This is a genomic window from Oceanimonas sp. MB9, assembly GCF_011319775.1.
In the GTDB taxonomy this organism is placed as follows: Bacteria; Pseudomonadota; Gammaproteobacteria; order Enterobacterales; family Aeromonadaceae; genus Oceanimonas; species Oceanimonas doudoroffii.
Window position 1 is genome coordinate 807,613 of the sequence record NZ_VFBE01000005.1, and the last position, 23,933, is coordinate 831,545.

Below are 23,933 nucleotides of genomic sequence, written 5' to 3' on the forward strand. Positions count from 1 at the left end.
CGCTGAAAAGCGGGGCTTTTTGTTTGTGAGCGATCTTTTTTCATATCTATCTCATTCATGATGATTTCGCCCTTTGGAGTCATCTTGTCGCTATCGCTTTACTCGGCTGAGCCGGTGCGCCGAATCGGGTCGTTGGGGGTCATTCAGCGCCATGCAATTCGGCAGGAATCAACAATACTTAGAACGCTCAACCATAAGGTTGGGGTGTTCAACCAGCAAAAGAGGTGTGATATGCCATTGCCAGACTGGATCGTTGTTGCCGATTCTGCCAAAGCCGTTTTCTACCAACAGGACTGGGTGGAGAACACCGGGGAAGTGGTGATGAATCTGGTTCATCCGCAAGCTCGCCTCAAGGCGAGTGACCTTGTTACCGACGTGCAGGCCATACCGGAGAAGAGCGATCCCTGTCATACCGAGAATCAGCGCTTTGCCCGCGATATTATCGACGAGGTACGTCATGCGCTGGATCACAACCAAATCGGGGGTTTTTATCTGGCGGCACCGCCCCAGTTTCTTGGCCTGCTGCGCGAAGCCATGGACGATCGGTTGCGCAAGGCACTGCAAAGGGATCTGGATAAAAACCTGAGTGGCGAACCTTACGGCGAAGTACTGGCCGCCCTGACCAACGGCGGTAAAAAGGCCTGATCACACAGGCCTTTTTTACCACTACCGATTTAACTTTTTCGCCTTAAACAAGGGTGCCGGCTTATTGCTTTTCCAGGCTCAGTACAAAATTCACCGGCACGGTGCGGGTGATGGAGGGCAGGCCGGCCAGTTCCTGCAACTTGTCGATGCCGGCGGTAAAGCCAAAGTCGTCCTGTTGCACAATAACCGGTTTCCAGCTCGAGACCACCAGATCGCCGTTGCCCTTGTGGCTGACCAGCACGGCGATGGGCAGGGTCTTTTCGGTGCCGTGCAGGTTGAGGGTGGCGTCGGTTTCAATCACTCGATCCTCGCCCTGGGTCAGGGCCTCGAGCTGGCCGGAAAGATCCGCGCTCAGGGTGAGTTTGGGAAAGCGGCCGGTTTCAAACAAATATTCCTCCAGCCGCTCGTTACGAATGGGAATGCCGCTTTCCACGCTGGCCAGATCAATGGTCAGCTCAAACCGGCCGGCGTCGCTGAGCGTGCCCGAGACCCGCTCAAAGTGATTGGGCTCGCCCACGTTTTCCTTTTTCACGGTAACAAAGCTCACTCGGCTCAGTTCGTTGTTCAGTTGCCAGTCGGCCAGGGCGGAGGTGCTGGCCAGGCATGCGGACGCCAGCAGCAGGCTTTTCAGTTTCATGGTTGCTCCTTTTACGGGATTGGGCTGGTTCGAGTATAGGGCAGGGCGGTCGAAGGGAAAGGGCCGAAGCCGTCACGGTCGTGCGGCTGCGACGGTCTCGATCGCATCCTTCACCAAAATGCGATGCGTGGCTGGCCAAGTATCACGGGAGGGAATATGGTGTACACAGAGCGTGCAGTTTTGTTCAAGTGGTTAAGATCAACTGAAACGAGGAGGCACCATGGCCGGTAAGTACGCAGCAGAACGCGCCGCCCTGATGGACGACATCAGGCAATTGCTCAAAGACGCGGAGGCACTCTATCAGGCTGCCGCCGATGACGGCAGCAAGGAAGGCAAAGCCCTGAAGGAGAAGCTCAAGGCCCAGCTTGACCGGGCCCAGCAGCAGTTTGCGGATATGGAGGACTCGGTGGTGGAGCGCACCCGTCAGGCCGCCGCCGACGCCGATGATCTGGTGCACAGTAAGCCCTATCATGCCATGGGCGTGGCCGCCGTGGTGGGTCTGCTGTTGGGTGCGCTGCTGTGCCGGGGTCGTTGAGGTCATGACCGGAAAAACGCCGCTGCGGGATCTGCTCGACACCCTGATCGAGCTGCTGTTCGTGCGCTTTCGCCTGGCTCGCATCGAGTTTATCGCCCAGAAGGAGCGCATGGTGCGTCTGGGTGTGCTGGCGCTGCTGGCGGCGGCGCTGTTTTTCATGGCCTTTGTCAGCCTGCTGTTCGGGCTGCAGGAGGTGTTGTCGCCGGTGGTCCGGGTGTGGGTGTTCTTCGGCCTAGCGGGAGCCCTGCTGCTGGGCATGCTCTGGGCCTGCCAGGCCATGGTGAACAACCTGGCCGGGCAGCGGCGTTTTCTGGAGCAGACCCTGAAGGATCTGCAGGAAGACGTCAGTTACCTTCGTGGCCAGCGCGACATGAGCGACTGGTCGATGAAGGACTGAGGAGGCGCAATGCACAGAGACCTGCGGGAAGAGCAACAAATGCTGCAACTCAAGGCCGAGGCGCTGCGCCTGAAGCTGCTGACCCAACAGGCCCGGCGCCGCCAGCAACCTGGGGTAGACTGGCTGGCACTGGCCGAGCAGGTGCCCAAAGTGAGCCTGGCCTGGCGGCTGGCGACCAGCCCCAGGCGTCTGCGCAATAAACTGCTGCTGGGGGCAGGGCTGCTGGCACTGATATGGTGGCGGCTGTAGTAACCGGGTCGCCTCAGCTGCGGTAATCCCCGATATCCGGCCGACGGCTGGGGCCGCGCAGGGCGATGTCTACCGGGTGAAAGGCCTTGATCGCTTCAAAGCAGAAATCCCCCACCGCGCGGTGCAGTGACTGCGGATCATGGTTGCTGATGATGATAATGCTCTTTGACAGGTTGCGCCGGCGGCGCAGCAAATGGCCCAGAAAGCTGGACTGGCTCTCCGCCAGCCGGCTGCGGTTGGCGGCCACTTCATCCAGCACCAGCAAATCCACCTCTTCCAGGGCACGGCGATACTGGTTGCGGCTTTCCTGATCTTCAATCACCCCGAAGAACAGCCGATCCACCACCGAAGCCCACTGCTGAAAGATCACCGACTTCTGGTGCTGTCGAATCAGCTCGTGAGCAATGGAGCCGGCCAGGGTCGACTTGCCGGTGCCGAAGTCACCATAGATCAAAATGCCGGTACCGCCCTTTTTTTCCCAGTGATCAAAGGCGTTGATAAAGTGATGGGCGGTTTCAATATGCGACGCCAGTGCGGGATCGCTGGCGTCCATGTTGGCAAAGGTCCAGTCGCTGTTCAAGTCGGCCTGGGCCAGCAGCCGCTCGGTGCGGTGCACTTTGGCCTGCTGCTGCAACCGTTTCACGTCGGCGTTGGCCTGCTGTTCATACTGCCGGCGCAGGCCGTTGTAATCGTACTGGGGCAGGTTGCCGCCGGCGCGCAGCTGTTGCAACCGGCTCAGCACCTGCTTGATATCGCCGGAGGCGGCCGTCGGGCTGAGATCCTTGTGGCGCTGCTGGCGCCGCCGGCGGGCAATGTCGGCCAGATCGGCGGCCATCTCTTCAGGTGTCTTTTTCATCATGGCTCTCCTGTTGCTCGTCGCGCAGGCGTTGGGCTTCTTCCATCATTTCCCGGGCCCGCTTGCTGGGGCCGGTGTCGGTGCTGGTGGGAGCGGCCTGTTGCTGATAACCGGTGGCGGGCGCCGGGTTGGTATCCCGACGCAGGGCCCGCTGTTTTTTCAGCTGGCGCACAAAACGCAGCATCCACTGGTGCTGGTTTTCAAACACTTCCGGGCGGCCCAGCCAGTAGGCGATAAATTCCCCCAACTCGGTGTCGTCATAGCGGCTGTCGAGCAGGCCACACAGCCGTGCCAGGCCGTCGAGCTGCTCATCGGGACGCCAGTCCGGGTGCATGGCAAACTGGCGGACGGGCAGGGGCGTGAGCCCCTGCAGCCGCTTCAGCTCCAGGCGAAAACGGGCCCCGTGATAATGCTGCGGATGGGCCCGCTGCTGCAGCACCAGCAGGCCGGCCTGTTGCAGCTCGTCAATTAGCTCGGTCAACCCGGCCGGGGTCACCCGGTAACGGTATTCCCCTTCGCCCTGCACCGCCAGTGCCCGGCCCAGGCTCGGATAATCAAGGGGCTGAGTCTCGTCGCCCCGGGCCTGGTGCCTGAGGTAGAGCAGGTACAGGCTGCGGGCGGGGTGTGACAGTCTGGGAGAGGTGAGTGCCTGATATTCTGCGGGAGTCATAGCGCCTGGGTGCCGGAATGGTGTGACCATTATCCAATAAAGCGTCGCCGGAATACAGTCGTGGCTGAGGTTGTCTGCCGGTCCGAAGGAAATCGGCTAGGCTGAATTTATGACCTTTAACCACGGAATAAACCATGTTCACACCGGCTACCCTGGTGCTGCTGATAGACGATGACGACGTATTTCGCCGGCAGGCGTTTGCCTGGCTGGAGTTGTGGGGCGCCCGCGTGCTGGAGGCCGACAGTGCCGCCGAGGGGGTGATGCTGGCGGCCCGGCTTCGGCCCGATCTGGTGCTGGGCAACCTGTGGCTGGCCACGCCCGGAGGCCTGCCTCTGGTAACCCTGTTGCACCAGCAGCAACCGTCGCTGCCCTTTGTGGCGGTGTCGGGGGCCGGCAACATGGCCGAGGTGGCCCAGGCACTCAGGGCCGGTGCCAGTGATTACCTGATAAAGCCGGTGGGTGACTGGACGGCGGTAAAAAGCCGGCTGGCCGCCAGTCTGCTGCCGGCGGGCATGCGCGAACACAAGGAGTTGCGGGAGCTGGCGTCACACCTGGAGTTCTATCGCCACCGGGACATGGCCGCCACGCGTTTGCTCAGGGAGTTGGGGCCGTCGGGGGAGCAGCACCTGGGTGACTGGCGGCTGCAGTGCCGGCACAGCACGCCTTGGATGGTTACCCAGTCGGTGCGGCTGGAAGACGATTTGTTATTGCTGGTGGCGGAGTTCGACCCACTGCATCAGGACACCCCCATGCTGATGCTGCTGGTGGCATTTTTGCTCAATGAGCCGTTGCGGCAGTACCGCAGTGGCGCCAGCAGCCCGCTGCACAGTCCGGCACAGACCCTGGAATACATCAATCAGCGGCTGTTTGAGGCGGGATTGACCGCGGGCATCAACCTCATGCTGCTGCGGCTCAAGGCCCACAGCAATACCCTGGAGGCGGCCAATGGCGGCATGGTCGGCTGTGACTGGCTGGAGCAGTGCAATGTCGGCCCGGTGGGGCGGGGCAGCTTTAGCGCCAGCCCCTGGCAACAGTATTGCCGTTTTCCCCTCGAGCTCAGCCTCAGCGGCAGCCATGGCGGCCGCATTGAGCTGACCGCCAGCCGGGTGCCTTACTGAGCCTGCAGTTGCTGCAGGCTTTGGCGAAACGCCTCGCCCAGCTCCTTGTGGCGCAGGCCGTATTCCACGTTGGCCATCATATAACCCAGCTTGCTGCCACAGTCGTGGCTCTTGCCGGTGATGTGGTGGGCATCTACCCGCTCTTCGGCCATCAGCATGGCAATGGTGTCGGTGAGCTGCACTTCATCGCCCTTGCCCAGCGGGGTTTTCTTCAGCAGCGGCCAGATGGAGGCCGGCAGCACATAGCGACCCACCACCGAGAGATTGGACGGCGCTTCGTCCCGGGCCGGCTTCTCCACCATGGCGGCAATGGCCGCCGACTCGCCCTGGTTCAGGGTGGCATCCCCCAGGTCGACGATACCAAACTGATCCACCAGCTCATCGGCTACCGGCTCCACCAGGATCTGGCTGTGCCCGCTGTCGCCAAAGGCGGCAATCATGGCGGCCAGGTTGTCTTTGTCCAGATCGCAGGCGGCGTCGTCAATCAGCACGTCGGGCAGCAAAATGGCAAAGGGGGCATCGCCCACCAGGGGATGGGCACAGAGAATGGCGTGGCCCAGGCCACGGGCTTCGCCCTGGCGCACGTGCATTATGGTCACGTCGGGGGGACAGATGTTCTGCACTTCGCTCAGCAGCTGGCGCTTGACCCGTTTTTCCAGGGTGGCTTCCAACTCGAAGCTGGTGTCGAAGTGGTTTTCAATGGAATTTTTGCTGGCATGGGTGACCAGCACAATCTCCTTGATGCCGGCGGCCACCGCCTCACTCACCACATACTGGATCAGCGGCTTGTCGACCACCGGCAGCATTTCCTTGGGAATGGCCTTGGTGGCAGGCAGCATGCGGGTACCGAGGCCGGCCACGGGGATCACGGCCTTGCGAATGGATTGTTGCTTTGACATGGGAAAACCGGAATGGGGAACAAGGCGGCTATCATAACCAAAGCTGCCCCGTTCGGCCATTCACCGAACGGGGCAGTGTGTTTATTCAGCCAATCAGTTGCTCAGCAGGTGGCGGTTTTTCTCTACCGTGGCTTCGCCGATGCCCCTGACCTGCATCAGATCATCCACCGACTCAAAGGGGCCGTTGGCTTCCCGGTAGGCCACAATGGCATCGGCCTTGGCCTGCCCCACACCGGATAGCTGCGCCAGCTGATCACGGCTGGCGGTGTTGATGTTGATGCTGGTTACCACCTGGCTGTCGGCCTGGGTTTCGTTGGCCAGCGCCGGCACGCCTGCGGTCAGTAATACTCCCAGCAGGGCTGAAGTCAGTAATTTATGCATGTTGCTATGTCTCCCGTGTGCTTATTATGTCCTTCAAGCAAGGACATAAATGAGCCTTATCCATAGTGTGGAAATAGGCAAATTTACCGCTCGTTTTTTGTTCAAAAGCGTGAGCCGAGGGCACACCGGCATGCCTTAGAGGCTAACAGACCGGCACGGGGGAGGAGAGCAGTATGTCGTAAAGTGCCTGGGCGGCGACGGACAATTCGTGATCCGTCCTGCTGAGAATGCCCACCGGGCGCTCAATCACCGGGTCGATCAACGGCATGCAGCAGGCACCCAGTTCGTGCATCTGCTCCCTGCACAGCGCCGGCACCACGCTGACGCCCAGGCCGCAGCCCACCATTCTGCCCACGGTGGCGAGCTGGTGGCTTTCAAATGCCACCGGCAAGGCCAGCTGCCATTCCCGCAGGTGCTGCTCCAGCAACAGCCGCACCGCCGAGGGGCGCTGCAGGGTAATAAACGGCTGTGTCAGCAGCTGCCGCCAGGTCACTTCTTGGTTACTGGCCAGTTCAGCGTCCGCCGGCACCACGGCAACGAAGCGATCCCGGTACAGCGGGATGAACTGCAGGCGGGTGGACGGCGGCGGCTCAAAGGCGATTCCCAGCTCCACCTGGCCATCCTGCACCATGTCGATCACCTGCTCGTTGATCACGTCATTGACTGTCACATTGATTTTTTCATAACGGTTGCGAAAGGTTTTCAGCAGAGGCGGCAACAGGTTGCCGGCAAAAGACGGCATGGCGGCCAGGGTGACGCGACCCTGCTGAAGGTCAAAGCGCTGACGCAGCTGCTCTTCGGCATTATCCCACTCCGCCATCAGGCGCCGTGCCAGCGGCAGCAGGGCCTCGCCTTCCGGTGTCAGGCGAACCTGGCGTGTGGTACGGCTGAACAGGCGGCCGCCCAGGTGATCTTCCAGGGCTTTGATGGTCAGGCTCAGGGCCGACTGGGACAGGTGCAGCCGTTCACAGGCCTGGGCAAAATTCAGGGTTTGGGCAACGGCGATAAAGGCACGGAGCTGCTTGGCGGTCATGAAATCAACGTTCTCGCGGTGGTCAATTATTTTAAAAAGTAAATCAATTGATTGATAAATTTAACTTAACAAATAAATAACTCGAATGGATACTCTTTGCAACATTCAGTTGCCGTAGTGACAGAAAGAGGAAATGTGATGGCGGGTTTCGATAAGCGAGTAAATTCCTACGAGGAGGCCCTTGCAGGCCTTGAGGATGGCATGACCCTGCTGGCGGGCGGTTTCGGCTTGTGTGGCATTCCCGAAAACCTGATCGCCGAGGTAAGGCGCCGGGGCACTCGGGATCTGACCGTGGTATCCAACAACTGCGGTGTGGACGGCTTTGGACTCGGGCTGCTGCTGGAAGACCGGCAGGTGTGCAAGGTGATCGCGTCTTACGTGGGGGAAAATGCCCTGTTCGAGCAGTTGTTGATCAGTGGTGAACTGGAAGTGGAGCTGACGCCACAGGGTACCCTGGCCGAAAAGCTGCGCGCCGGCGGAGCCGGGATTCCCGCCTTCTATACCGCCACCGGTTTCGGCACCCTCATTGCCGAGGGCAAGGAAATACGCGAATTCAACGGCCGGCCGCACATTCTCGAACAGGCCATTACCGGCGACGTTGCCATCGTCAAGGGCTGGAAGGCCGATCACTATGGCAATGTGATCTATCGCCATACCGCCCGTAACTTCAATCCGCTGGTGGCTACCGCCGGCAAAATCACCGTGGTCGAGGTCGAGGAAATCGTCGAGCCCGGCGCACTGGAGCCCGGTGAGATACACACCCCCGGCATTTACGTGGACCGGGTTATCTGCGGCCGGTTTGAGAAACGCATTGAACAGCGCACCCTGCGTGGCTGAAGCGGCTGGCCGGTCATGGCAGTCGACACCCTGGATCAGTAAAAGAGGCAATCTTATGGCACTTTCCCGCGAACAAATGGCCCGGCGCGTTGCCCGTGAGCTGCAGGACGGTTTTTATGTCAACCTGGGTATCGGCATTCCCACCCTGGTTGCCAACTATGTTCCCGACGGCATGGAGGTCATGTTGCAGTCCGAGAATGGCCTGCTTGGCATGGGGGCCTTTCCCACCGAAGAAGAGCTGGATGCCGACATGATCAATGCCGGCAAGCAGACGGTCACCGCACGCACCGGGGCGTCCATTTTTGACTCGGCGGAGTCTTTCGCCATGATACGGGGCGGCCATGTGGATCTGACCGTGCTCGGCGCCTTTGAAGTGGATGTTGCCGGCAATATTGCCTCCTGGATGATTCCCGGCAAACTGGTCAAGGGCATGGGCGGCGCCATGGATTTGGTGGCCGGCGCCGACAACATCATAGTGACCATGACCCATGCCTCAAAGAACGGTGAGTCCAAGCTGTTGCCCCATTGTACCCTGCCGCTGACCGGCGCCGGCTGCATCAAACGGGTGCTGACGGATCTGGCCTATCTGGAGATCGAAAACGGTGCCTTTATTCTGCGGGAGCGGGCCCCCGGGGTCAGCGTGGAAGAGATTCAGGCCAAAACGGCTGGCAAGCTGATCGTACCCGACCAGGTACCGGAAATGACCTTCACGGCCTGACGGCGAAGCGTCCACCAAAGCTGTTCATCTACATAAAGGACTTAATGATGTTCAATACAGTAACAGGGCTCAGCGTGAGCCTGGTGCAGCGTTACCTGCCTTCTCCGTTTGTGTTTTCCACCCTGCTGACGCTGTTTGTGCTGGGCGCCGGCATGGTTTCCACGCAGCAGACGCTGCCCGAGATGGTGCAGCACTGGAGTGCGGGATTCTGGACCCTGCTTGGTTTTGCGATGCAGATGGGACTGATCTTCGTCACCGGCCACGCCCTGGCGTCGGCCCCGGTGATCAACCGCCTGCTGGACCGCCTGGCGACCCTGGCCCGCTCACCGGGGCAGGCGGTGGTCATGGTAACCCTGGTGGCGCTGGCCGGTTGCTGGCTCAACTGGGGCTTTGGCCTGGTGATCGGCGCCGTGTTTGCCCGGGCGCTGGCGCGCCAGGTTGAAGGGGTAGATTATCCGCTGCTGGTGGCTTCCGCCTATTCCGGTTTCCTGATCTGGCACGGGGGCCTGTCCGGCTCGGTACCGCTGTCGCTGGCCAGTGGTGGCGACAGCCTGCGTCACATTACCGCCGGCGTGCTGTCCGATCCGATTGGCGTGTCCCAGACCCTGTTTACGTCTCTCAACCTGACCATTATTGCCCTGCTGGTGATTGGCCTGCCACTGCTCAACCGCGCCATGCACCCGCGCCAGCAGGCCAAGGTGGCCGATCCGACCCGGCTGGTGGAATCCCGCAGTGAACAGCCTCGGCGTGACACGCCGGCGCAGCGCCTGGATGACAGCCGCCTGTTGGGATTGGGGCTGGTGGCCATTGCCGCCATTTACCTGTTCAACCACTTCAGCAGCAAGGGGTTTGTGCTGGGCCTGGATGTGGTCATCGCGATTTTCCTGTTCTCCGGGCTGCTGCTGCACGGCACGCCGGAGCGCTACATGCGCACCGTGGACGAAAGCGTGCGGGGCATCAGCGGTATTGTGCTGCTGTTTCCGTTCTACGCGGGCATCATGGGCATGATGATGGGCGCCAACGGCGAAGGCATTTCCCTGGGCCGCCAGATCACCGAGACCTTTGTGTCCTGGTCTTCCGCCGATACCTTTCCGCTGCTGGCTTTTCTCAGTGCAGGGCTGGTCAATGTGTTCGTGCCTTCCGGCGGTGGCCAGTGGGCGGTGCAGGCGCCCATTATGCTGCCGGCGGCAGAGGCACTGGGGGTGTCCCCCACGGTGACCGCCATGGCCATCGCCTGGGGCGACGCCTGGACCAACATGATTCAGCCGTTCTGGGCCCTGCCGCTGCTTGGCATTGTCGGCCTGGGCGCCAGGGACATCATGGGCTATTGCCTGATCATGCTGGTGTACTCCGGCCTGGTGATTTCCGGTGCGCTGTATTTTATGACCTGATGCCCGAGGGCTGGTGAAGGAAGGCGAAAGAAGGCCGGCGCTGTTTTAGTAACAGCGCCGGCTTGCTGTCAGGGCAGGACTTTCTTGAAGGGCTTGACTACCACGCTGGCATAGACGCCGGCGGCGACATAGGGATCGTCATCGGCCCAGGCTTGAGCGGCCTCGAGGGAGTCGAACTCGGCAATGACCGTGCTGCCGGTAAAGCCGGCATCGGCCGGGTCTTCAGCGTCAATGGCCGGGTTGGGGCCGGCTACCAGCAGCCGGCCTTCGTCGGCCAGGGCCTGCAACCGGGCCAGGTGGGCCGGACGGGCTTCCTTGCGCAGGGGCAGGCTGTCGGGAATGTCCTGGCTGAAAATCACATACCACATGAGGTTTGTCCTTAACGGTTATTGTTGTGTTCGGGTTGCTGGCGGTAGAGGTAGAGCACGGTCGCCAGGGTAAACAGCAGGGTCAGGCCGAGCAGGCCAAATACCTTGAAGTTGACCCACCATTCCTGGGGCAGGTTGAACGCCACATAGACGTTGAGCGCGCCGCAAAAGGCAAAGAAACCGGCCCAGGCCAGGTTGGCCTTGTCCCATACCGCATCGGGCAGGGTGAGCTCCTTGCCCAGCATCTGCTGAATGAGGTTTTTGCCAAAGCCGTAGCGGCTTATCAGCAGGCCAAGGGCAAAGAGGCCGTTGACCGCGGTTACCTTCCATTTGATAAAGGCGTCATCCTGAAAAAACATGGTCATGCCGCCAAAGCCCAGCACCAGCACCAGGGTGACCAGGTGCATTTTTTCCAGTTTTTTGTGGCGCAGCCACTGCACCAGCATCTGCACACAGGTAGCGGCCATCAGCGCGCCGGTGGCGGCATAGATATCCACCGTTTTGTAGACCACAAAGAAAATGATCAGCGGAATAAACTCGGCAAATTGCTTCATTATCGAAATCCGAACAACCTAGATGCAGCCAGTTTACTCATTAGCAGGGCGGCTGGCAAAGCCGCCCGTTGCGGAAGGCCACCGGCCTATTGATGCCGGCGGTCTATTTCCTGGCGCCAGCGGCTTTCCAGGCTTTCGGGATGGGTGGGGCCGTAACAGGCCTGGGGCTGACCGCGGTACCAGGCCCATAACTGGTTGCCGAAGTCGTAATGCCACCATTCGCTGGGCAGGTTGGTAAAGCCGGCGTCGATCATGGCCCGGTAGAGCAGGCGACGGTTGGCAATCACCTGCTGCTCATGGGGCGTGGGCGAAGCCAGCTGTTCAAAGGCGGCGGTGTGTGACCAGGGCGTGGCTTCGTCGAACTGGCTGCCCATGTCCAGCATCAAACCGTGCTCATCGATCAGCGTTACGTCCACCGAGCCTCCGGTCAGATGGGGACTGGGGGCTCGAGGATTGGTGCTGGGCAGCGACACAAACTCCCGGGTCAGTTGCTCCAGCTCGGCGGCGGGCTTGTCGGGCCAGTGGTTTTCAATGGCGTTATACAGGGTGTCGTACAGATATTGCTGTACCGAATAGGGGCGCCAGCTGTCCATCACCAGCAGGGTCAGGCCCTTGGGCAGGCTGCGGGACGCCGCCAACAGGCGTTGATACACTCCCCGGCGCATATAGCATTCGGGCACCGCGTTGGGAATGCCCAGCTTGTAGTAGGCCGGATAGCACGCCAGGTTTGCCGGGGCCAGGCTGGCGGGCACCAGATCCTCATGGTTTTCTCGAATGGGAAGCGCAGACACGCGCGTCCAGTCGGGATCATTCAGCAGGGGAATAGGGGCGTTCATAGCTGTCCTCCGAACAGTCCGGGCAGCCACAGCACCAGCCCGGGAAACAGGATCAGCACCACCAGCACCAGCAACGCGATGGCAACAAAGGGCCAGATGGTCTTGAACAGCTCGGTAATTTCCAGCCGGCTGACGGCGGCGGCCACAAAGACGCAGGCGCCCATGGGCGGGGTTATCAGGGCAATGGTGATGTTCAGGGTGATGATGATGCCGAGGTGCACCGGATCCACGCCCGCCGCCATGGCTACGGGCATGAAGATGGGGGTCAGCAGCATCAGGGCGGACACCTCTTCCATGAACATGCCGGTGGCAAAGGTGATCAGGCTAAGCAGCAACAGCACCAGCACCGGCTGTTCGATAATGGGATCAAACAGGGTCACGAAGGCCTTGGGCACCTGGGCGTAAGACAGCAGCCAGCTGACCACCGCCGAGGCGGCCATGATCAGAAACACGGCACTGGTCAGGCGCGCGGTTTCCACCAGGGCGCTCCACAGCCGGTGCCAGCTCAGCTGCTTGGTGAACAGGCCGATCAGGGCCACATAGGCCACGGTGAGGGCACCCGACTCCGTGGGTGTGACCACCCCAAAGACGATACCACCGACGATGATAAAGGGGGCCAACAGTGCCGGCAGGGCGCCCCACAGGGCCTGCAAAAACAGTCCCATGGTCGGGCGCTGGCCCGACACCGGCAGCTGTGCCTTGCGGGCGTAAAACCAGTTCATGATCATGAACACCAGGCCCAGCAGCAAACCGGGAATAACGCCGGCCAGGAACAGATCACCCACCGAGGTATTGGTGAGCGAGGCATAGAGGATCATGAAAATGCTGGGCGGAATAATGGGGCCGATCAGCGAGCTGCCCGCGGTCAGGCCGGCGGCATAGGAGGCCGAATAGCCTTCCTTTTTCATCGCCGGCACCAGCAGGGAGCCCAGCGCCGAGGTGTCGGCCACCGCCGAGCCGTTGACGCCGGCAAAGAATACGCTCGACACCACATTGACATAACCCAGCCCGCCCCGCAGGTGGCCCACCAGGACCCGGGCAAGGGCCATCAGCTGTTGCGTCAGGCCGGCACTGTTCATCAGGTTGCCGGCCAGAATGAACAGTGGAATGGCCATCAGGGAAAAGACATTAATGCCGCCAAAAAACTGCTGCGGCACCATGCGGCCCAGCATGGACGGATCGATAAACATGAAACCGACCACGGCGGTGAACAGCAGGGCAATAAACAGTGGCAGGCCCAGCAAGACATGCATGATAAAGGAGGCAAACATGGCCAGGGTCATGAGCGGGCTTCCTTGCAGCCAAAGGGGCCGCGCAACAGGTTGAATACAAACAGCAGGCCAAAGCCCAGCGGCAGGCTGAGCACCGGCCAGGTGCGGCTGATGCCGAGCCCCATGGTGGTGAAGCGGCTTACCGAAAAGGCGTAATGCCAGGAGTACCAGCAGAATCCGGCGCTGATGACCAGGATCAGCAACCACTGGTACAGCTTGAGGAGGCGGGCTAGTGGCAACGGCAGCCGTTGCTCGAGCAGGCCAATACGCATGTGTTCGTTGCGTATCAGCACCACGCCGGCCATCAGCAGGGCACAGGCAATGATCAGAAAACGTGACAGTTCGTCCATCCAGATGGGCGAACGGCCCAACAGGTAACGAGCAGCCACGCCGTACAGCAGCACCAGCAGGTTGGTCAGGATCAGGGTACCGACCACCGCCTCAACCAGCCGGCTCATCAGGGTTATCAGTCGTTGTCTCATGGCGTAAAGGGGCGGCCGTCAGGCCGCCAGAAAGGTAGGATGATTCAGAAAAAACTCAGAACTTGCCGGCGTCTTCCAGGGCAAGGTCCACCCACTTCTGCTCAATGTTCTGCTCTTTGAGCCAGTTGATGTAGGAGGGCTTGGCCTTTTCCTGGAACTGCGCCAGCTCCTCGGCGGTGGGACGGTACACTTGCATGCCCTTGTCGGCCAGGAACTGAACGCGCTCTTCCACCTTGGCTTCCACGGACTCGCGGTTGAGCTGGTTGGCTTCGGCCACGGCATCTTTCAGCGCCTGACGCTGTTCGTCGGTCAGCGACTCAAGCAGTTCGCCGTTGGCCACCAGGAACTGGTCGGAATACTGAATGTTGGCCAGGGTCAGGTGCTGCTGCACCTCCTGCAGGCTGCCCAGAATGATGTACATGGGCGGGTTCATCTGCCCATCGGCCACCCCGGTTTTCAGCGCCATGTAGACTTCGGTCCAGGGAATGGGGGTGCCTGAGGCACCAAAGGCTTCATACAGCGCTACCTGGCTCTTGTCCATGGCACGAAAACGCAGGCCCTTGAAGTCCTCGGGTGACTTGATCGGGCGCTTGCTGTTGGTAAAGGCGAGGAAGCCGCCTTCTTCCACCACCGCCAGCAGGTGGGTGCCGGTACGGTCGGTAAATTCCTGCTGGGCGGCCTTCCAGTATTCCCCTTCATCAAAGAAGCGGCGGGCATGGTCGAAGTCGCGGAACAGGAAGGGAATAGAGCTGGTGTAAATTTCCGGGAACAGGGGCGAAATACCGGCAAACGACGCAATGTTCAGGCCGGGGGCGGCCATCACCTGCTCCATGCGCTGCACTTCTTCGCCCAGCATGCTGTTGGGATAGAGGGTGAGCTCCAGCTCGCCATCGGTTTTTTCTTCCACCAGCCGTTTCAGGTTGCTGGCAAACAGGTGAACCGCGTTTTTGTCTGCATCCGGCGCACCGTTGTAAGACAGATCGATGGTGGTGGCGGCCTGGGTCAGTCCGGTTGCCATCAAGGTGCCGGCGCCCAGCAGGGTAACCATGGCCTTGCGCAGGGGAGAAAGGGCAAATGACGCTTTCATCGAATGATCTCCATATCGTGATACTGGTTGGGGGACGGCTTCAGGTTAGGTGTTGATCTGTTGACTTTTCAATAGTCAAGGTGTTGATATTTACGCAACACCTATGGTGGTGATCATTATCTGCCCTGACTGAAAAACAGCATGCCCTCGCTCAGGTGGCGCAGCAGGCGCTCGCCGGCCACGGTCAGCTCGCGACCCTTGTGGCTGATGATCTGCGCCTCAGCCCTGGCCAGGAGCGGATGGGGCGCGGGCAGGCAGATAATTTTTCCCGCCATGACTTCCTCGTGCACGGTCAGCCTGGGCATAAAGGTCAGCCCCATGCCGGACAGCACAAAATTCTTGAGGACCGACACCGAGTTGGTTTTCAGCTGCGGCTTGAAGCGAATGTGTTCCAGTTGCTCAACCAGCCTGGGCAGCTGGCCCATGCCAAATTGCTGATCGATCAGCGCCAGCGGGTAGTTCAGGACGTCGTGAATGTCGGGCCGGCCCTTGCGGGAAAGCGGATGCCCGGGCGGGGTGATCAGATCGAGCGGGCGATTGCGGGTCACGTGGCAATGCAGTGCCGAATCCGGCTGGGGCGCATAGACCAGCGCCAAATCGACTTCGTCTTCCTTGACCAGGCGGACGGCCTCGTTGGCACCGGCCATCTCCACGGAAATGGCAATGTCCGGATAGTGCTGCATAAAGCTTTGCAGCGGTGCCGAGATCAGATCGGCGATAAAGCCTTCGCCCACGGCCAGGGTAACCTGACCGCGGCGCAGATCCTGCAGTGCCTCGATGCGGGACAGGGTGGCGTCTTCGCTCGCCTTTTGCTGACGATAGAGGGAGATCAGCTCTTCGCCCACCTCGGTTGGCACAAAGCCCTGGCCGTTGCGATAGCCCACCGGCAGGCCGATTTCCTCTTCCAGCTGGTGCAGTTGCCGGCTGATAGCCGAAACATCCACATTCAGCCTGGCGGCCGCCTTGCGCAGCGAGCCCTGACGGGATACCTCGTTGAGATAGCGCAGTGCCCGCGGGTTGAGTTTCCACATATAAAGACGCTCCTTGTCAGGCTCGCACGGGATTAACGGCGAGCGGCCGCCGTTCCAGCACGGCCTTGATGATCATGGCCAGCAACACGATGGCGCCGCCCACCAGTCCCAGGTTGCTGGGGCGTTCGCTTAAGAACAGCCATACCAGCAGGGTGCCGAATACGGTTTCCAGCAGTATCAGCAGGTTGACTTCCGCCGAAGGCAGATAGAGCGGGCCCCGCTGGATCAGGGTAAAGCCCGCCGGCAGCAGCACCAGGCATAACAGTACCAGCCAGCCCAGGCTGGCGCCCTCGGGCAGTATGATCTGGCCGCTCCAGGCAAAGGTGAGCAGGGCGGTGAACAGGCCACTCAGGGCCAGCATGGGGCTCATGTCCACGCCGGGTTTGCTGCGCGCCAGGGTCAGGTTACCGGCCAGTCCCAGGGCGGCCAACAGTGCCAGCAGGCTGCCGGTGAGGGAGCCGCTGCCGGCGTCATCAAGCACGATCAGGCCGATGCCAAGCAGGCAGGCAATAATGGCCACCCAGGTGCGCAGGGGCAGCCGTTCATGCAGAAACACGCGGCTCAGCAGGGCCGCAATCAGCGGTGAGCACGCCAAGATCACCAGTACGTTGCCCGCCTTGGTAAAGTGGTTGCCGAGCACAAAGCCAAAGGTGCCCAGGGTAAACAGCAGGGCGCAACCCACCCCGGTCAGGCCACACACGCGAAAAGCTTGAGGCCAGTGCCGGCGGTGGCGGGCCACCACGATCAGCCAGAAACCCAGCATATTGAGCAGGCCGCGCCACAGCACCAGCTGCTCCGGCGGCACGTTGACCAATCGCAGCAGCAGGGCATCGGGGGAGATGATAAGCACCCCCAGGGCGGTGAGCAGCAGTCCTTTCTGATGATTATCCATAAGTCATTGCGGTTCAGGGTAAACCCCCGAGGCTAACCGCAGTGACGTTAAATGGCCAGGGGAGCACTGCTTTCCCGCGCCACCAGGCTGGGCTCCAGAGGCAGGATACGCCGGGGAGCATGGGGGTTCTGAATGCGTGCCAGCAGGGCATCCACCGCCAGTGCCCCCAGTCCCGCCTTGGGTTGCTCTATGCTGGTGAGGCGCGGCACCAGGTAACGGGCCAGCTCGATATTGTCGTAGCCCACCAGGGACATGTCTTGCGGCACATGCAGGCCGGCATCGGCCAGGGCCCGCAGGGCACCGGCGGCCATCATGTCGTTGCAGGCAAACACCGCCGTGGGACGGTCGGGCAGGGCCAGCAGACGCGCCATGGCCGCCTGGCCGCCGGCCAGTTCAAAGTTACCTTCCACCACCCAGGGGCGGTGCACCGCCAATCCGGCCCGGGCCAATGCCGCCTCGAAGCCGGCCAGCCGCTCCTCGCTGGCGCGCTGGCCGGCGGGGCCGGTAATGCAACCGATGCGACGGTGGCCCAGGCGAAGCAGGTGTTCGGTGGCCAGCCGGCCTCCGCGCTGGCTGGAGTCCTGGATCAGATCGGCATCGAGATCCACCGGGCCCCAGTCGGCCATCACCAGCGGCAGGCTGGCGTGCCGTTCAAGATCGCCCGCGGTCAGGTTGACGCGAGTACACATAACGATAATGCCGTCCACCCGCTTTTGCTGCAGCATGTCGAGGCTGGTGCCCAGGCGGTTGCTGTCGGCGCCGGTGTTGCACAGCACCAGGCTATAGCCCAGCTCGTAGCAGCGCTGCTCCACTCCCTGAACCACTTCGGCAAAAAACGGGTTGGCGCTGGAGTTCACCAGCATGCCAAGGGTACGGGTCTGGTTGACCTTGAGGCTGCGTGCCAGTGCCGACGGCGTGTAGTGCAGCTGGTCGATGGCCTGTTGTACCCTTTCGGTGATTTCCGGGCTGACGAAACGGGTTTTGTTCAGCACGTGGCTGACGGTGGACGTAGACACGCCGGCGAGCCTGGCCACGTCCTTGATGGTGGCCATTCAAGCCTGCTCCAGCAATGCCTCGATCTCGGCCCGATAGGGCACCGAGGTCTGGGCACCGGGGCGGGTCACGGAAAGGGCCGCCGCGGCCTGGGCAAACCGCACCGCCGGCTCCAGTGCCTGGCCTCGTTGCAGGGCAGCCACCAGGGCGCCATTAAAGGTATCGCCCGCCGCCGTGGTGTCTACCGCCTTGACCGCAAAACCGGGTATGCGCCGGCCATGGCCTTGCTCACTTAGCCACACGCCGCGAGCCCCAAGCGTGATGATGACGGTGGCAATGCCTTGCTGGTGCAACGCCCTGGCCGCCGCAGCGGCCCCGGCTTCGTCATTGACGGCCACGCCGGTGAGCCGCTCGGCCTCGGTTTCATTGGGGGTGATCAGGTCCACCAGCGCCAGCAGCTCGGCGGGCAAGGCTTGAGCGGGAGCGGGGTTGAGCACCACGCGGGCGCCCTCGGCCCGGGCAAGGCGGGCGGCGGCCAGGTTGGTTTCCAGCGGAATCTCCAGCTGCAGCAGCAGTTGCTTGCAATGCAGGGCGCTGGCATGACTCTGCAGCCGCTCCGGGGTCAGGGCGGCGTTGGCGCCGGCGGCCAGGGCGATGGTGTTTTCGCCGGTGTCGTTCACCTGGATCAGCGCCACGCCGGTGTTGACCCCGGCCACGGTGTCGATGGCGCTGGTATTGATGCCGTCGGCGGCAAAGCCGGCGACCAGGCTGGCGGCCATGGGGTCTTCGCCCACACAGGCTACCAGCTGGGTGACGGCACCGGCCCGGGCGGCAGCCACTGCCTGGTTGGCACCCTTGCCACCGGGCACAATGCGGTAGTCATTGCCGGTCAGGGTTTCGCCGGGGCGGGGAAACTGGGGCAGCCGAATCACGTGATCGATATTGATGCTGCCGGTTACGGTTAAAGTCATGTTCCGAGTCTCTGGGTCTTTTGTCGTTGCCGTGTTAGTCGGCCGGGCCTGTGCAACGGGCCTTGAATGCATGATGGACCGGCCGCAGGCGGTGCCTGCGGCGGTAGGGGATGTTACTTGCCGATCACCTGCAGTGGTACCGGAATATGGCTGGCCACGGTTTCGCCGTTCAGCACCTGCACGGCGGTTTCCACCGCAATGGCACCGATTTCGCCGGGCTGCTGGGCAATGGTGGCGGCCAGACGGCCGCCTTCCACGGCCTTGATACCGTTTTCGGTACCGTCAAAACCCACGATCAGCACGTCTTTCTTGTTGGCGGCCTGCAGCGCGCGCATGGCGCCCAGGGCCATTTCGTCGTTCTGGGCAAACACCGCCTGCACCTGCGGATTGCCGGTGAGCAGGTTTTCCATCACGTTCAGGCCCTTGGTGCGGTCAAAGTCGGCGGGCTGGCTGGCCAGCAGGTTAAAGCCGTGCTCGCTCACCGCCTGGGCAAAGCCTTCGCCGCGCTCACGGGCGGCGCTGGTGCCGGCAATGCCTTCCAGCTGAATCACCTTGGCGCTTGCGCCCACTCGCTCGGCGATAAAGTCGCCGGCCATTTTGCCCCCGGCCACGTTGTCGGAGGCAATATGGGACACCACGTCACCACGGCTGGCGGCGCGGTCCAGGGTCAGCACCGGCAGGCCGGCACGGTTGGCCAGGCGAATGGCGTTGGTGACGGCGTCGGAGTCGGTGGGGTTTATCAGCAGCACTTTGGCGCCGCGCACGCTCAGATCTTCCACATTGGCGAGCTCCTTGGCGGGATCGTTCTGGGAGTCAAGCACGATCAGGTCATAGCCCAGCTCGGCGGCCTTTTGCTCGGCGCCTTCCTTCATGGTCACGAAGAAGGGGTTGTTGAGGGTGGAAATCACCAGCGCCAGGGTATCCTGGGCATAGGCGCCGGCGGTCATGGTGGCGCTTACCAGCGCGGCGGCGAGCATGGTGGTCAGTTTTTTCATGATGCGTTTCCTTTCCTTGTGTGAATTACTTGTTTTTGTTGTCAACCAGTACCGCCAGCAGGATCACCGAAGCCTTGGCGATCATCTGGTAGTAGGAAGACACGTCGAGCAGGTTCAGGGCGTTGTTGAGAAAACCGATGATCAGGGCACCGATCAGGGTACCCATAATGGCGCCCCGGCCGCCGGCCAGGCTGGTGCCACCCAGCACCACCGCGGCGATGGCGTCCAGCTCATAGCTGGTGCCGGCGGTGGGCTGGGCCGACGACAGCCGGCTGGTGACGATAATGGCCGCCAGCGCCGACAGCATGCCGCAGATGGCGTAGACGCCCATCTTCACTCGGGCCACGTTGATGCCCGACAGCCGGGCCGCGGCCTCGTTGCCGCCCACCGCATAGATATAGCGGCCGAAACGGGTATGGTTAAGCAGATACCAGGCGCCGAGGAAGGTCAGGCCCATCAGCCACACCGGCACCGGAATGCCGAACACATAGCCGGTACCGAACCAGGCGAAAATATCCCCGGCATCGGTAAAGCCGGTGGAAATGGGTCTGCCCTCGGTATAGACCATGGTCACGCCGCGCAGTAGGGTCATGGTCACCAGGGTGGCAATAAAGGCCTGCACTCGGCCTTTGGCCACGATCACACCGCTTAGCCCGCCCAGGGCAAAGCCCGCCAGCAGCACCGCCGGCAGGGTGATGAAAATCGACAGCTCCATCGACACCATGCTGGCGGCAAAGGCCCCGCACAGGGCCAGCACCGAGCCCACGCTGAGATCGATGCCGGCGGTGAGGATCACCAGGGTCATGCCCACGGCGATAATGGCGTTGACCGAGGTCTGGCGCAGAATATTGAGCAGGTTGTCCACGGTAAAGAAATTGGGGCTGAGCAGGGAGACCACCCCAATCAGCAGGATCAGCGCGATCAGCGATTTCTGGGCGATCAGCCATTCCTTGCTGAACCAGCGACGGCCGGGGTTGAGAGCGGTGTTCATGCCATTTCCTCTTGTTGCGCCTGGCCCACGGCGGCGGCCAGCAGTTGTTCCTGAGTGGCCTCGGCGGCCTTGAATTCACCGGTAATGCGCCCTTCGTGCATTACCAGAATGCGATCACTGATGCCCAGCACTTCCGGCATGTCGGACGACAGCAGCAAAATGGCCATGCCCTGCTGCTTGAAGCGGTTGATCAGCTGGTAAATTTCCTTCTTGGCGCCCACATCCACGCCCCGGGTGGGTTCGTCCAGGATCAGCACCTTGGGGTTGGTCATCAGCCCCTTGGCGATGGCCACCTTTTGCTGGTTGCCGCCGGAGAGGTTGCCGATCAACTGCTCCCGGGTCGGGGTCTTGATATTGAACAGGCGAATAAATTCGTCCACCGCCGAGCGTTCGGCGCCGTGATTGAGCTGGGGGCCTCGGCTGAATTCGGCCAGGGCCGACAGACTCATGTTGGCCAGCACCGACAGCCCCAGCACCAGGCCGTCGCCCTTGCGGTCTTCGGAGATATAGGCAATGCCGGCGTCCAGCCCCTGATGGGGCGTCCTGGCGTGATAGGGCTGGCCGGCCAGGGTTACCGTGCCGGCGTGGCGGGGCTCGGCGCCGTAGAGAATGCGCGCCAGCTCGGTGCGGCCGGCGCCCATCAGTCCGGAGAAGCCGAGAATTTCCCCTTCCTTCAGGGTAAAGCTAACGTCCTTGACCCCGGCGCCGGCGAGGTGTTCCACCTTCAGCACTTCCGGGCCCGAGTCCACCGCCAGGCGAGGGTACTGCTCGTCGAGGCGGCGACCCACCATCATCTCAATCAGGCGGTCTTCGTCGATGTCGGCCACCGCTTCCTCGCCAATCCACTTGCCGTCGCGCAGCACGGTGATGCGATCGCAGATCTCAAAGATCTCCGCCAGCCGGTGGGAAATATAGACGATGCCGCAACCACTCTGGCGCAGCTCTTCTATCACGCGAAACAGGGCACGGGTTTCGGTATCGGTGAGGGCGTCGGTGGGCTCGTCCATGATGATGACATCGGCGTTGAACGACAGCGCCTTGGCGATCTCCACCATCTGCTGGGCCCCAATGCTGAGATCGCCCACCCGGGTTTTGGGGGAGTGCTTGATCTGCAGCCGGTCGAGCAGGCCCTGGGCGTCGGCATAAAGCCGGCGCCAGTCGATTTTGCCAAAGGCGTTGACCGGCTCCTGACCGAGAAAGATGTTTTCGGCAATGGTCAGCTCCGGCAACAGGTTCAGCTCCTGATGAATAATGCCAATGCCGGCCTGTTGCGACTCGCGCGGGCCTTTAAAACGGCGCGCTTCGCCCCGGTAGTGAATGGTGCCGGCGTCGGCCTGATAGATGCCGGTAAGCACCTTCATCAGGGTGGATTTGCCGGCGCCGTTTTCACCCATCAGGGCCATCACCTGGCCCGCATAAACATTGAGCCCGGCCTGATCCAGCGCCTTGACGCCGGGAAAGGCCTTTTCAATGCCGGAAAGAGACAATACTGCGTTCATGGTTACCTCAGAAGGGCACGCCGGCGCACAACACCAGGTTGGCGTAGGGCGTGCATTCACCGGTGCGCACCACGGCCCGGCTGTGGCGGTTACGCTGCTTGAATTCGCCATGGCTGACATAGCTGACGGCAATGTCGCGACCCTGAGCTCGACCGGCGTCGGCCAGCTGAGCCAGCAGGCGCTGATGCAGCTCCGGGCTGACCATCTTGATTTCTTCCGCCAGCACCACGGCCTCCAGCTGCAGCTCGGTGAGCAGCGCGCAAAGTGTGCTTTCAAGGCCCGGCAGGCCAGGGCTGACCGCCAGATCGATGCGTTCCACCCCGGCAGGCACGGGCAGGCCGGCGTCCCCCAGGGTGATTTCGTCGGTGTGGCCGAGGCTTGCCACCAGCGCGGACAGCCGGCTGTTCAGCAGAGTGGTTTTTTTCACGGTAGCGCCCTGTCAGTGAGGAAGCGAAGTCCTCTGATTAAACGAAGAATCGGCTGGCGAAACGATTACGCAAACGATTCGATGGCGGGATTTTAGGTAAAACCAGCAATAATGTTAGATGAAAATAGGCTTTGCCTTAAAAACTGTGACGCGGGTCAGGTTTGCCGAGAACCCCATTGTTCAAATGGTTCTCGTTCGGGGCTGGTTGTTGCTCGATATCGATGAGCGGACGGTTTTGCCGGCTCGCCGAAGCGGAAACGCCGGAAAAAGACCGATACAAGGCTGCCTCGGGTTCGGTGAATTGGTACACTGCGGGCCGCCGTTTTAGCACCGAACAGGTAATGATTGTGACCGCCAGCCCGTTGACCACCGAATTTGATACCCTGCTTGCCCCCATTCACGACTTTCTGCACTGCGCGACCCCCGAGGCATGGCTTGCCGAGGCCAGAAAGCCCGAGCGACTGGCGGTGCTGCTGGTGGATCACGCCAACTGCGAAATGAAGGCGGCGATGAGCGCCCACAGCCTGGTGCGCCGCTATTGCCTGCCCAAGGACAAGCGCAAGCTGTTGCCCAATCTCGACTTTTACAAGTCCCTTGATGCCCTGCCGGACAAGGGCGAGGTGCTCGGCAAGCAGACCCTGATGGGCGACAACCGCCGCGTGTTTGACGAGCTGGCCAAGAATGATTTGCTGGTGAAGATGGTGCGGCTGATCCAGGAAGAGCTGCACCATTTCGAGCAGGTACTGGAGATCATGCAGGCCAGGGGCATCGGTTACGATACCCTGTCGGCGTCCCGCTATGCCAAGGGCATGCTGGCTCATGTGCGTACCCACGAGCCAGCGGCCATGGTGGACCGCCTGATCATCGGCGCCTATATCGAGGCCCGCTCCTGCGAGCGCTTTGCGCGACTGGCGCCCTTCCTGGATGGGGAGCTGAGCCGGTTTTACGTGTCGCTGTTACGGTCGGAAGCCCGCCATTATCAGGACTACCTGGTGCTGGCACGGGACTACGCCGGGGAAAGTATCGATGCGCGGGTGGCGTTTTTCGGTGAACAGGAAGCGGCGCTTATTCGGCAGCCCGACGAGCTGTTTCGCTTTCACAGCGGCGTGCCCACGGCCCTGGCCTAGCACTCATTGGTTGGAAAAAGCGGCATTGCCAAAAGGCGATGCC

The 23,933-nt window shown here is 61.6% G+C and carries 29 protein-coding genes; 9 read left to right on the forward strand and 20 right to left on the reverse strand.

Annotated elements, in window-relative coordinates:
* Positions 1 to 231: 231 nt before the first annotated feature.
* Entirely contained in the window at positions 232 to 645 is a 414-nt protein-coding gene (locus OJHNALOF_RS07020) for a host attachment protein (RefSeq protein ID WP_165661580.1), read from the forward strand.
* A gap of 61 nt (positions 646 to 706) precedes the next feature.
* Here OJHNALOF_RS07020 and OJHNALOF_RS07025 read toward each other — a convergent pair whose 3' ends face one another.
* The gene (locus tag OJHNALOF_RS07025; RefSeq protein WP_165661581.1) at positions 707 to 1,282 is read right to left on the reverse strand and encodes a YceI family protein; all 576 of its coding nucleotides are present in this window, start codon (positions 1,280 to 1,282) and stop codon (positions 707 to 709) included.
* Between the two features lie 220 nt (positions 1,283 to 1,502).
* Between OJHNALOF_RS07025 and OJHNALOF_RS07030 the strand changes: the two genes are divergently transcribed.
* From OJHNALOF_RS07030 to OJHNALOF_RS07040, 3 genes are read left to right on the forward strand one after another with little or no spacing between them, the layout of a single operon-like run.
* Positions 1,503 to 1,817 (forward strand): YqjD family protein, encoded by a 315-nt coding sequence (locus tag OJHNALOF_RS07030; RefSeq protein ID WP_165661582.1) that lies wholly within the window; start codon positions 1,503 to 1,505, stop codon positions 1,815 to 1,817.
* 4 nt (positions 1,818 to 1,821) lie between these two features.
* On the forward strand, positions 1,822 to 2,214 hold the full coding sequence (locus OJHNALOF_RS07035; RefSeq protein ID WP_165661583.1) for a phage holin family protein: 393 nt from the start codon (positions 1,822 to 1,824) through the stop codon (positions 2,212 to 2,214).
* Between the two features lie 9 nt (positions 2,215 to 2,223).
* Complete coding sequence (locus OJHNALOF_RS07040; RefSeq protein WP_094199798.1) at positions 2,224 to 2,463, forward strand: hypothetical protein; 240 nt, start codon at positions 2,224 to 2,226, stop codon at positions 2,461 to 2,463.
* 13 nt (positions 2,464 to 2,476) lie between these two features.
* Here OJHNALOF_RS07040 and OJHNALOF_RS07045 read toward each other — a convergent pair whose 3' ends face one another.
* The gene (locus tag OJHNALOF_RS07045) at positions 2,477 to 3,319 is read right to left on the reverse strand and encodes a DnaA ATPase domain-containing protein (protein ID WP_094199797.1); all 843 of its coding nucleotides are present in this window, start codon (positions 3,317 to 3,319) and stop codon (positions 2,477 to 2,479) included.
* A complete protein-coding gene (locus tag OJHNALOF_RS07050) occupies positions 3,303 to 3,989 on the reverse strand; it encodes a DnaT-like ssDNA-binding domain-containing protein (RefSeq protein WP_165661584.1) in 687 nt (228 codons plus the stop codon). The genes OJHNALOF_RS07045 and OJHNALOF_RS07050 overlap by 17 nt, the downstream gene beginning before the upstream one ends.
* A 134-nt stretch (positions 3,990 to 4,123) precedes the next feature.
* Here OJHNALOF_RS07050 and OJHNALOF_RS07055 point away from each other — a divergent pair, with 134 nt between their 5' ends.
* Positions 4,124 to 5,107: a response regulator gene (locus tag OJHNALOF_RS07055; RefSeq protein ID WP_094199795.1), complete on the forward strand. Its 984-nt coding sequence runs from the start codon at positions 4,124 to 4,126 to the stop codon at positions 5,105 to 5,107.
* On the opposite strand, the gene galU is transcribed toward OJHNALOF_RS07055, so the two are convergent.
* From galU to OJHNALOF_RS07070, 3 genes are all read right to left on the reverse strand, one after another.
* Positions 5,101 to 6,006 carry a UTP--glucose-1-phosphate uridylyltransferase GalU gene (gene galU, locus OJHNALOF_RS07060; protein WP_094200561.1) on the reverse strand — a complete coding sequence of 302 codons (906 nt, stop codon included), beginning with the start codon at positions 6,004 to 6,006 and terminating at the stop codon, positions 5,101 to 5,103. The genes OJHNALOF_RS07055 and galU overlap by 7 nt on opposite strands.
* 93 nt (positions 6,007 to 6,099) lie before the next feature.
* Complete coding sequence (locus OJHNALOF_RS07065) at positions 6,100 to 6,387, reverse strand: helix-hairpin-helix domain-containing protein (protein ID WP_165661585.1); 288 nt, start codon at positions 6,385 to 6,387, stop codon at positions 6,100 to 6,102.
* A gap of 142 nt (positions 6,388 to 6,529) precedes the next feature.
* Entirely contained in the window at positions 6,530 to 7,420 is an 891-nt protein-coding gene (locus OJHNALOF_RS07070; protein ID WP_165661586.1) for a LysR family transcriptional regulator, read from the reverse strand.
* A gap of 138 nt (positions 7,421 to 7,558) precedes the next feature.
* Between OJHNALOF_RS07070 and OJHNALOF_RS07075 the strand changes: the two genes are divergently transcribed.
* The 3 genes from OJHNALOF_RS07075 to OJHNALOF_RS07085 are packed head-to-tail and all read left to right on the forward strand — an operon-like array spanning position 7,559 to position 10,366.
* Positions 7,559 to 8,257: a CoA transferase subunit A gene (locus OJHNALOF_RS07075; protein ID WP_165661587.1), complete on the forward strand. Its 699-nt coding sequence runs from the start codon at positions 7,559 to 7,561 to the stop codon at positions 8,255 to 8,257.
* Between the two features lie 55 nt (positions 8,258 to 8,312).
* Positions 8,313 to 8,975 carry a CoA transferase subunit B gene (locus tag OJHNALOF_RS07080; protein WP_094199791.1) on the forward strand — a complete coding sequence of 221 codons (663 nt, stop codon included), beginning with the start codon at positions 8,313 to 8,315 and terminating at the stop codon, positions 8,973 to 8,975.
* A gap of 47 nt (positions 8,976 to 9,022) precedes the next feature.
* Entirely contained in the window at positions 9,023 to 10,366 is a 1,344-nt protein-coding gene (locus tag OJHNALOF_RS07085; RefSeq protein WP_165661588.1) for a short-chain fatty acid transporter, read from the forward strand.
* Positions 10,367 to 10,434: 68 nt separating this feature from the next.
* Here the strand turns inward: OJHNALOF_RS07085 and OJHNALOF_RS07090 are convergent, their stop codons facing one another.
* The 14 genes from OJHNALOF_RS07090 to rbsD form a co-directional block, all read right to left on the reverse strand.
* Positions 10,435 to 10,734 carry a YciI family protein gene (locus OJHNALOF_RS07090; protein WP_094199789.1) on the reverse strand — a complete coding sequence of 100 codons (300 nt, stop codon included), beginning with the start codon at positions 10,732 to 10,734 and terminating at the stop codon, positions 10,435 to 10,437.
* An 11-nt stretch (positions 10,735 to 10,745) separates the two neighbouring features.
* A complete protein-coding gene (locus OJHNALOF_RS07095; protein WP_165661589.1) occupies positions 10,746 to 11,288 on the reverse strand; it encodes a septation protein A in 543 nt (180 codons plus the stop codon).
* An 86-nt stretch (positions 11,289 to 11,374) separates the two neighbouring features.
* On the reverse strand, positions 11,375 to 12,124 hold the full coding sequence (locus OJHNALOF_RS07100) for a M15 family metallopeptidase (RefSeq protein WP_094199787.1): 750 nt from the start codon (positions 12,122 to 12,124) through the stop codon (positions 11,375 to 11,377).
* On the reverse strand, positions 12,121 to 13,407 hold the full coding sequence (locus OJHNALOF_RS07105; RefSeq protein ID WP_094199786.1) for a TRAP transporter large permease: 1,287 nt from the start codon (positions 13,405 to 13,407) through the stop codon (positions 12,121 to 12,123). The genes OJHNALOF_RS07100 and OJHNALOF_RS07105 overlap by 4 nt, the downstream gene beginning before the upstream one ends.
* Positions 13,404 to 13,853 (reverse strand): TRAP transporter small permease, encoded by a 450-nt coding sequence (locus tag OJHNALOF_RS07110; RefSeq protein ID WP_165661590.1) that lies wholly within the window; start codon positions 13,851 to 13,853, stop codon positions 13,404 to 13,406. The genes OJHNALOF_RS07105 and OJHNALOF_RS07110 overlap by 4 nt, the downstream gene beginning before the upstream one ends.
* A gap of 79 nt (positions 13,854 to 13,932) precedes the next feature.
* The gene (gene dctP / locus OJHNALOF_RS07115; protein ID WP_165661591.1) at positions 13,933 to 14,964 is read right to left on the reverse strand and encodes a TRAP transporter substrate-binding protein DctP; all 1,032 of its coding nucleotides are present in this window, start codon (positions 14,962 to 14,964) and stop codon (positions 13,933 to 13,935) included.
* A gap of 116 nt (positions 14,965 to 15,080) precedes the next feature.
* Complete coding sequence (locus tag OJHNALOF_RS07120; protein WP_094199784.1) at positions 15,081 to 15,995, reverse strand: LysR family transcriptional regulator; 915 nt, start codon at positions 15,993 to 15,995, stop codon at positions 15,081 to 15,083.
* A 16-nt stretch (positions 15,996 to 16,011) separates the two neighbouring features.
* Positions 16,012 to 16,887 (reverse strand): DMT family transporter, encoded by an 876-nt coding sequence (locus tag OJHNALOF_RS07125; protein ID WP_165661592.1) that lies wholly within the window; start codon positions 16,885 to 16,887, stop codon positions 16,012 to 16,014.
* A 47-nt stretch (positions 16,888 to 16,934) separates the two neighbouring features.
* Positions 16,935 to 17,939 carry a substrate-binding domain-containing protein gene (locus OJHNALOF_RS07130; RefSeq protein WP_094199782.1) on the reverse strand — a complete coding sequence of 335 codons (1,005 nt, stop codon included), beginning with the start codon at positions 17,937 to 17,939 and terminating at the stop codon, positions 16,935 to 16,937.
* Positions 17,940 to 18,851, reverse strand: a complete 912-nt coding sequence (rbsK, locus tag OJHNALOF_RS07135; protein ID WP_094199781.1) for a ribokinase — start codon at positions 18,849 to 18,851, stop codon at positions 17,940 to 17,942.
* 113 nt (positions 18,852 to 18,964) lie between these two features.
* The gene (gene rbsB, locus OJHNALOF_RS07140; RefSeq protein ID WP_165661593.1) at positions 18,965 to 19,846 is read right to left on the reverse strand and encodes a ribose ABC transporter substrate-binding protein RbsB; all 882 of its coding nucleotides are present in this window, start codon (positions 19,844 to 19,846) and stop codon (positions 18,965 to 18,967) included.
* Positions 19,847 to 19,871: 25 nt separating this feature from the next.
* The gene (gene rbsC, locus OJHNALOF_RS07145; protein ID WP_094199779.1) at positions 19,872 to 20,837 is read right to left on the reverse strand and encodes a ribose ABC transporter permease; all 966 of its coding nucleotides are present in this window, start codon (positions 20,835 to 20,837) and stop codon (positions 19,872 to 19,874) included.
* A complete protein-coding gene (rbsA, locus tag OJHNALOF_RS07150; RefSeq protein WP_094199778.1) occupies positions 20,834 to 22,336 on the reverse strand; it encodes a ribose ABC transporter ATP-binding protein RbsA in 1,503 nt (500 codons plus the stop codon). Before rbsA ends, rbsC begins: the two co-directional genes overlap by 4 nt.
* 7 nt (positions 22,337 to 22,343) lie before the next feature.
* Entirely contained in the window at positions 22,344 to 22,763 is a 420-nt protein-coding gene (gene rbsD, locus OJHNALOF_RS07155; RefSeq protein WP_094199777.1) for a D-ribose pyranase, read from the reverse strand.
* Between the two features lie 341 nt (positions 22,764 to 23,104).
* On the opposite strand from rbsD, the gene OJHNALOF_RS07160 reads away from it, so the two are divergent.
* The gene (locus OJHNALOF_RS07160; protein ID WP_094199776.1) at positions 23,105 to 23,890 is read left to right on the forward strand and encodes a tRNA-(ms[2]io[6]A)-hydroxylase; all 786 of its coding nucleotides are present in this window, start codon (positions 23,105 to 23,107) and stop codon (positions 23,888 to 23,890) included.
* Positions 23,891 to 23,933: the final 43 nt, after the last annotated feature.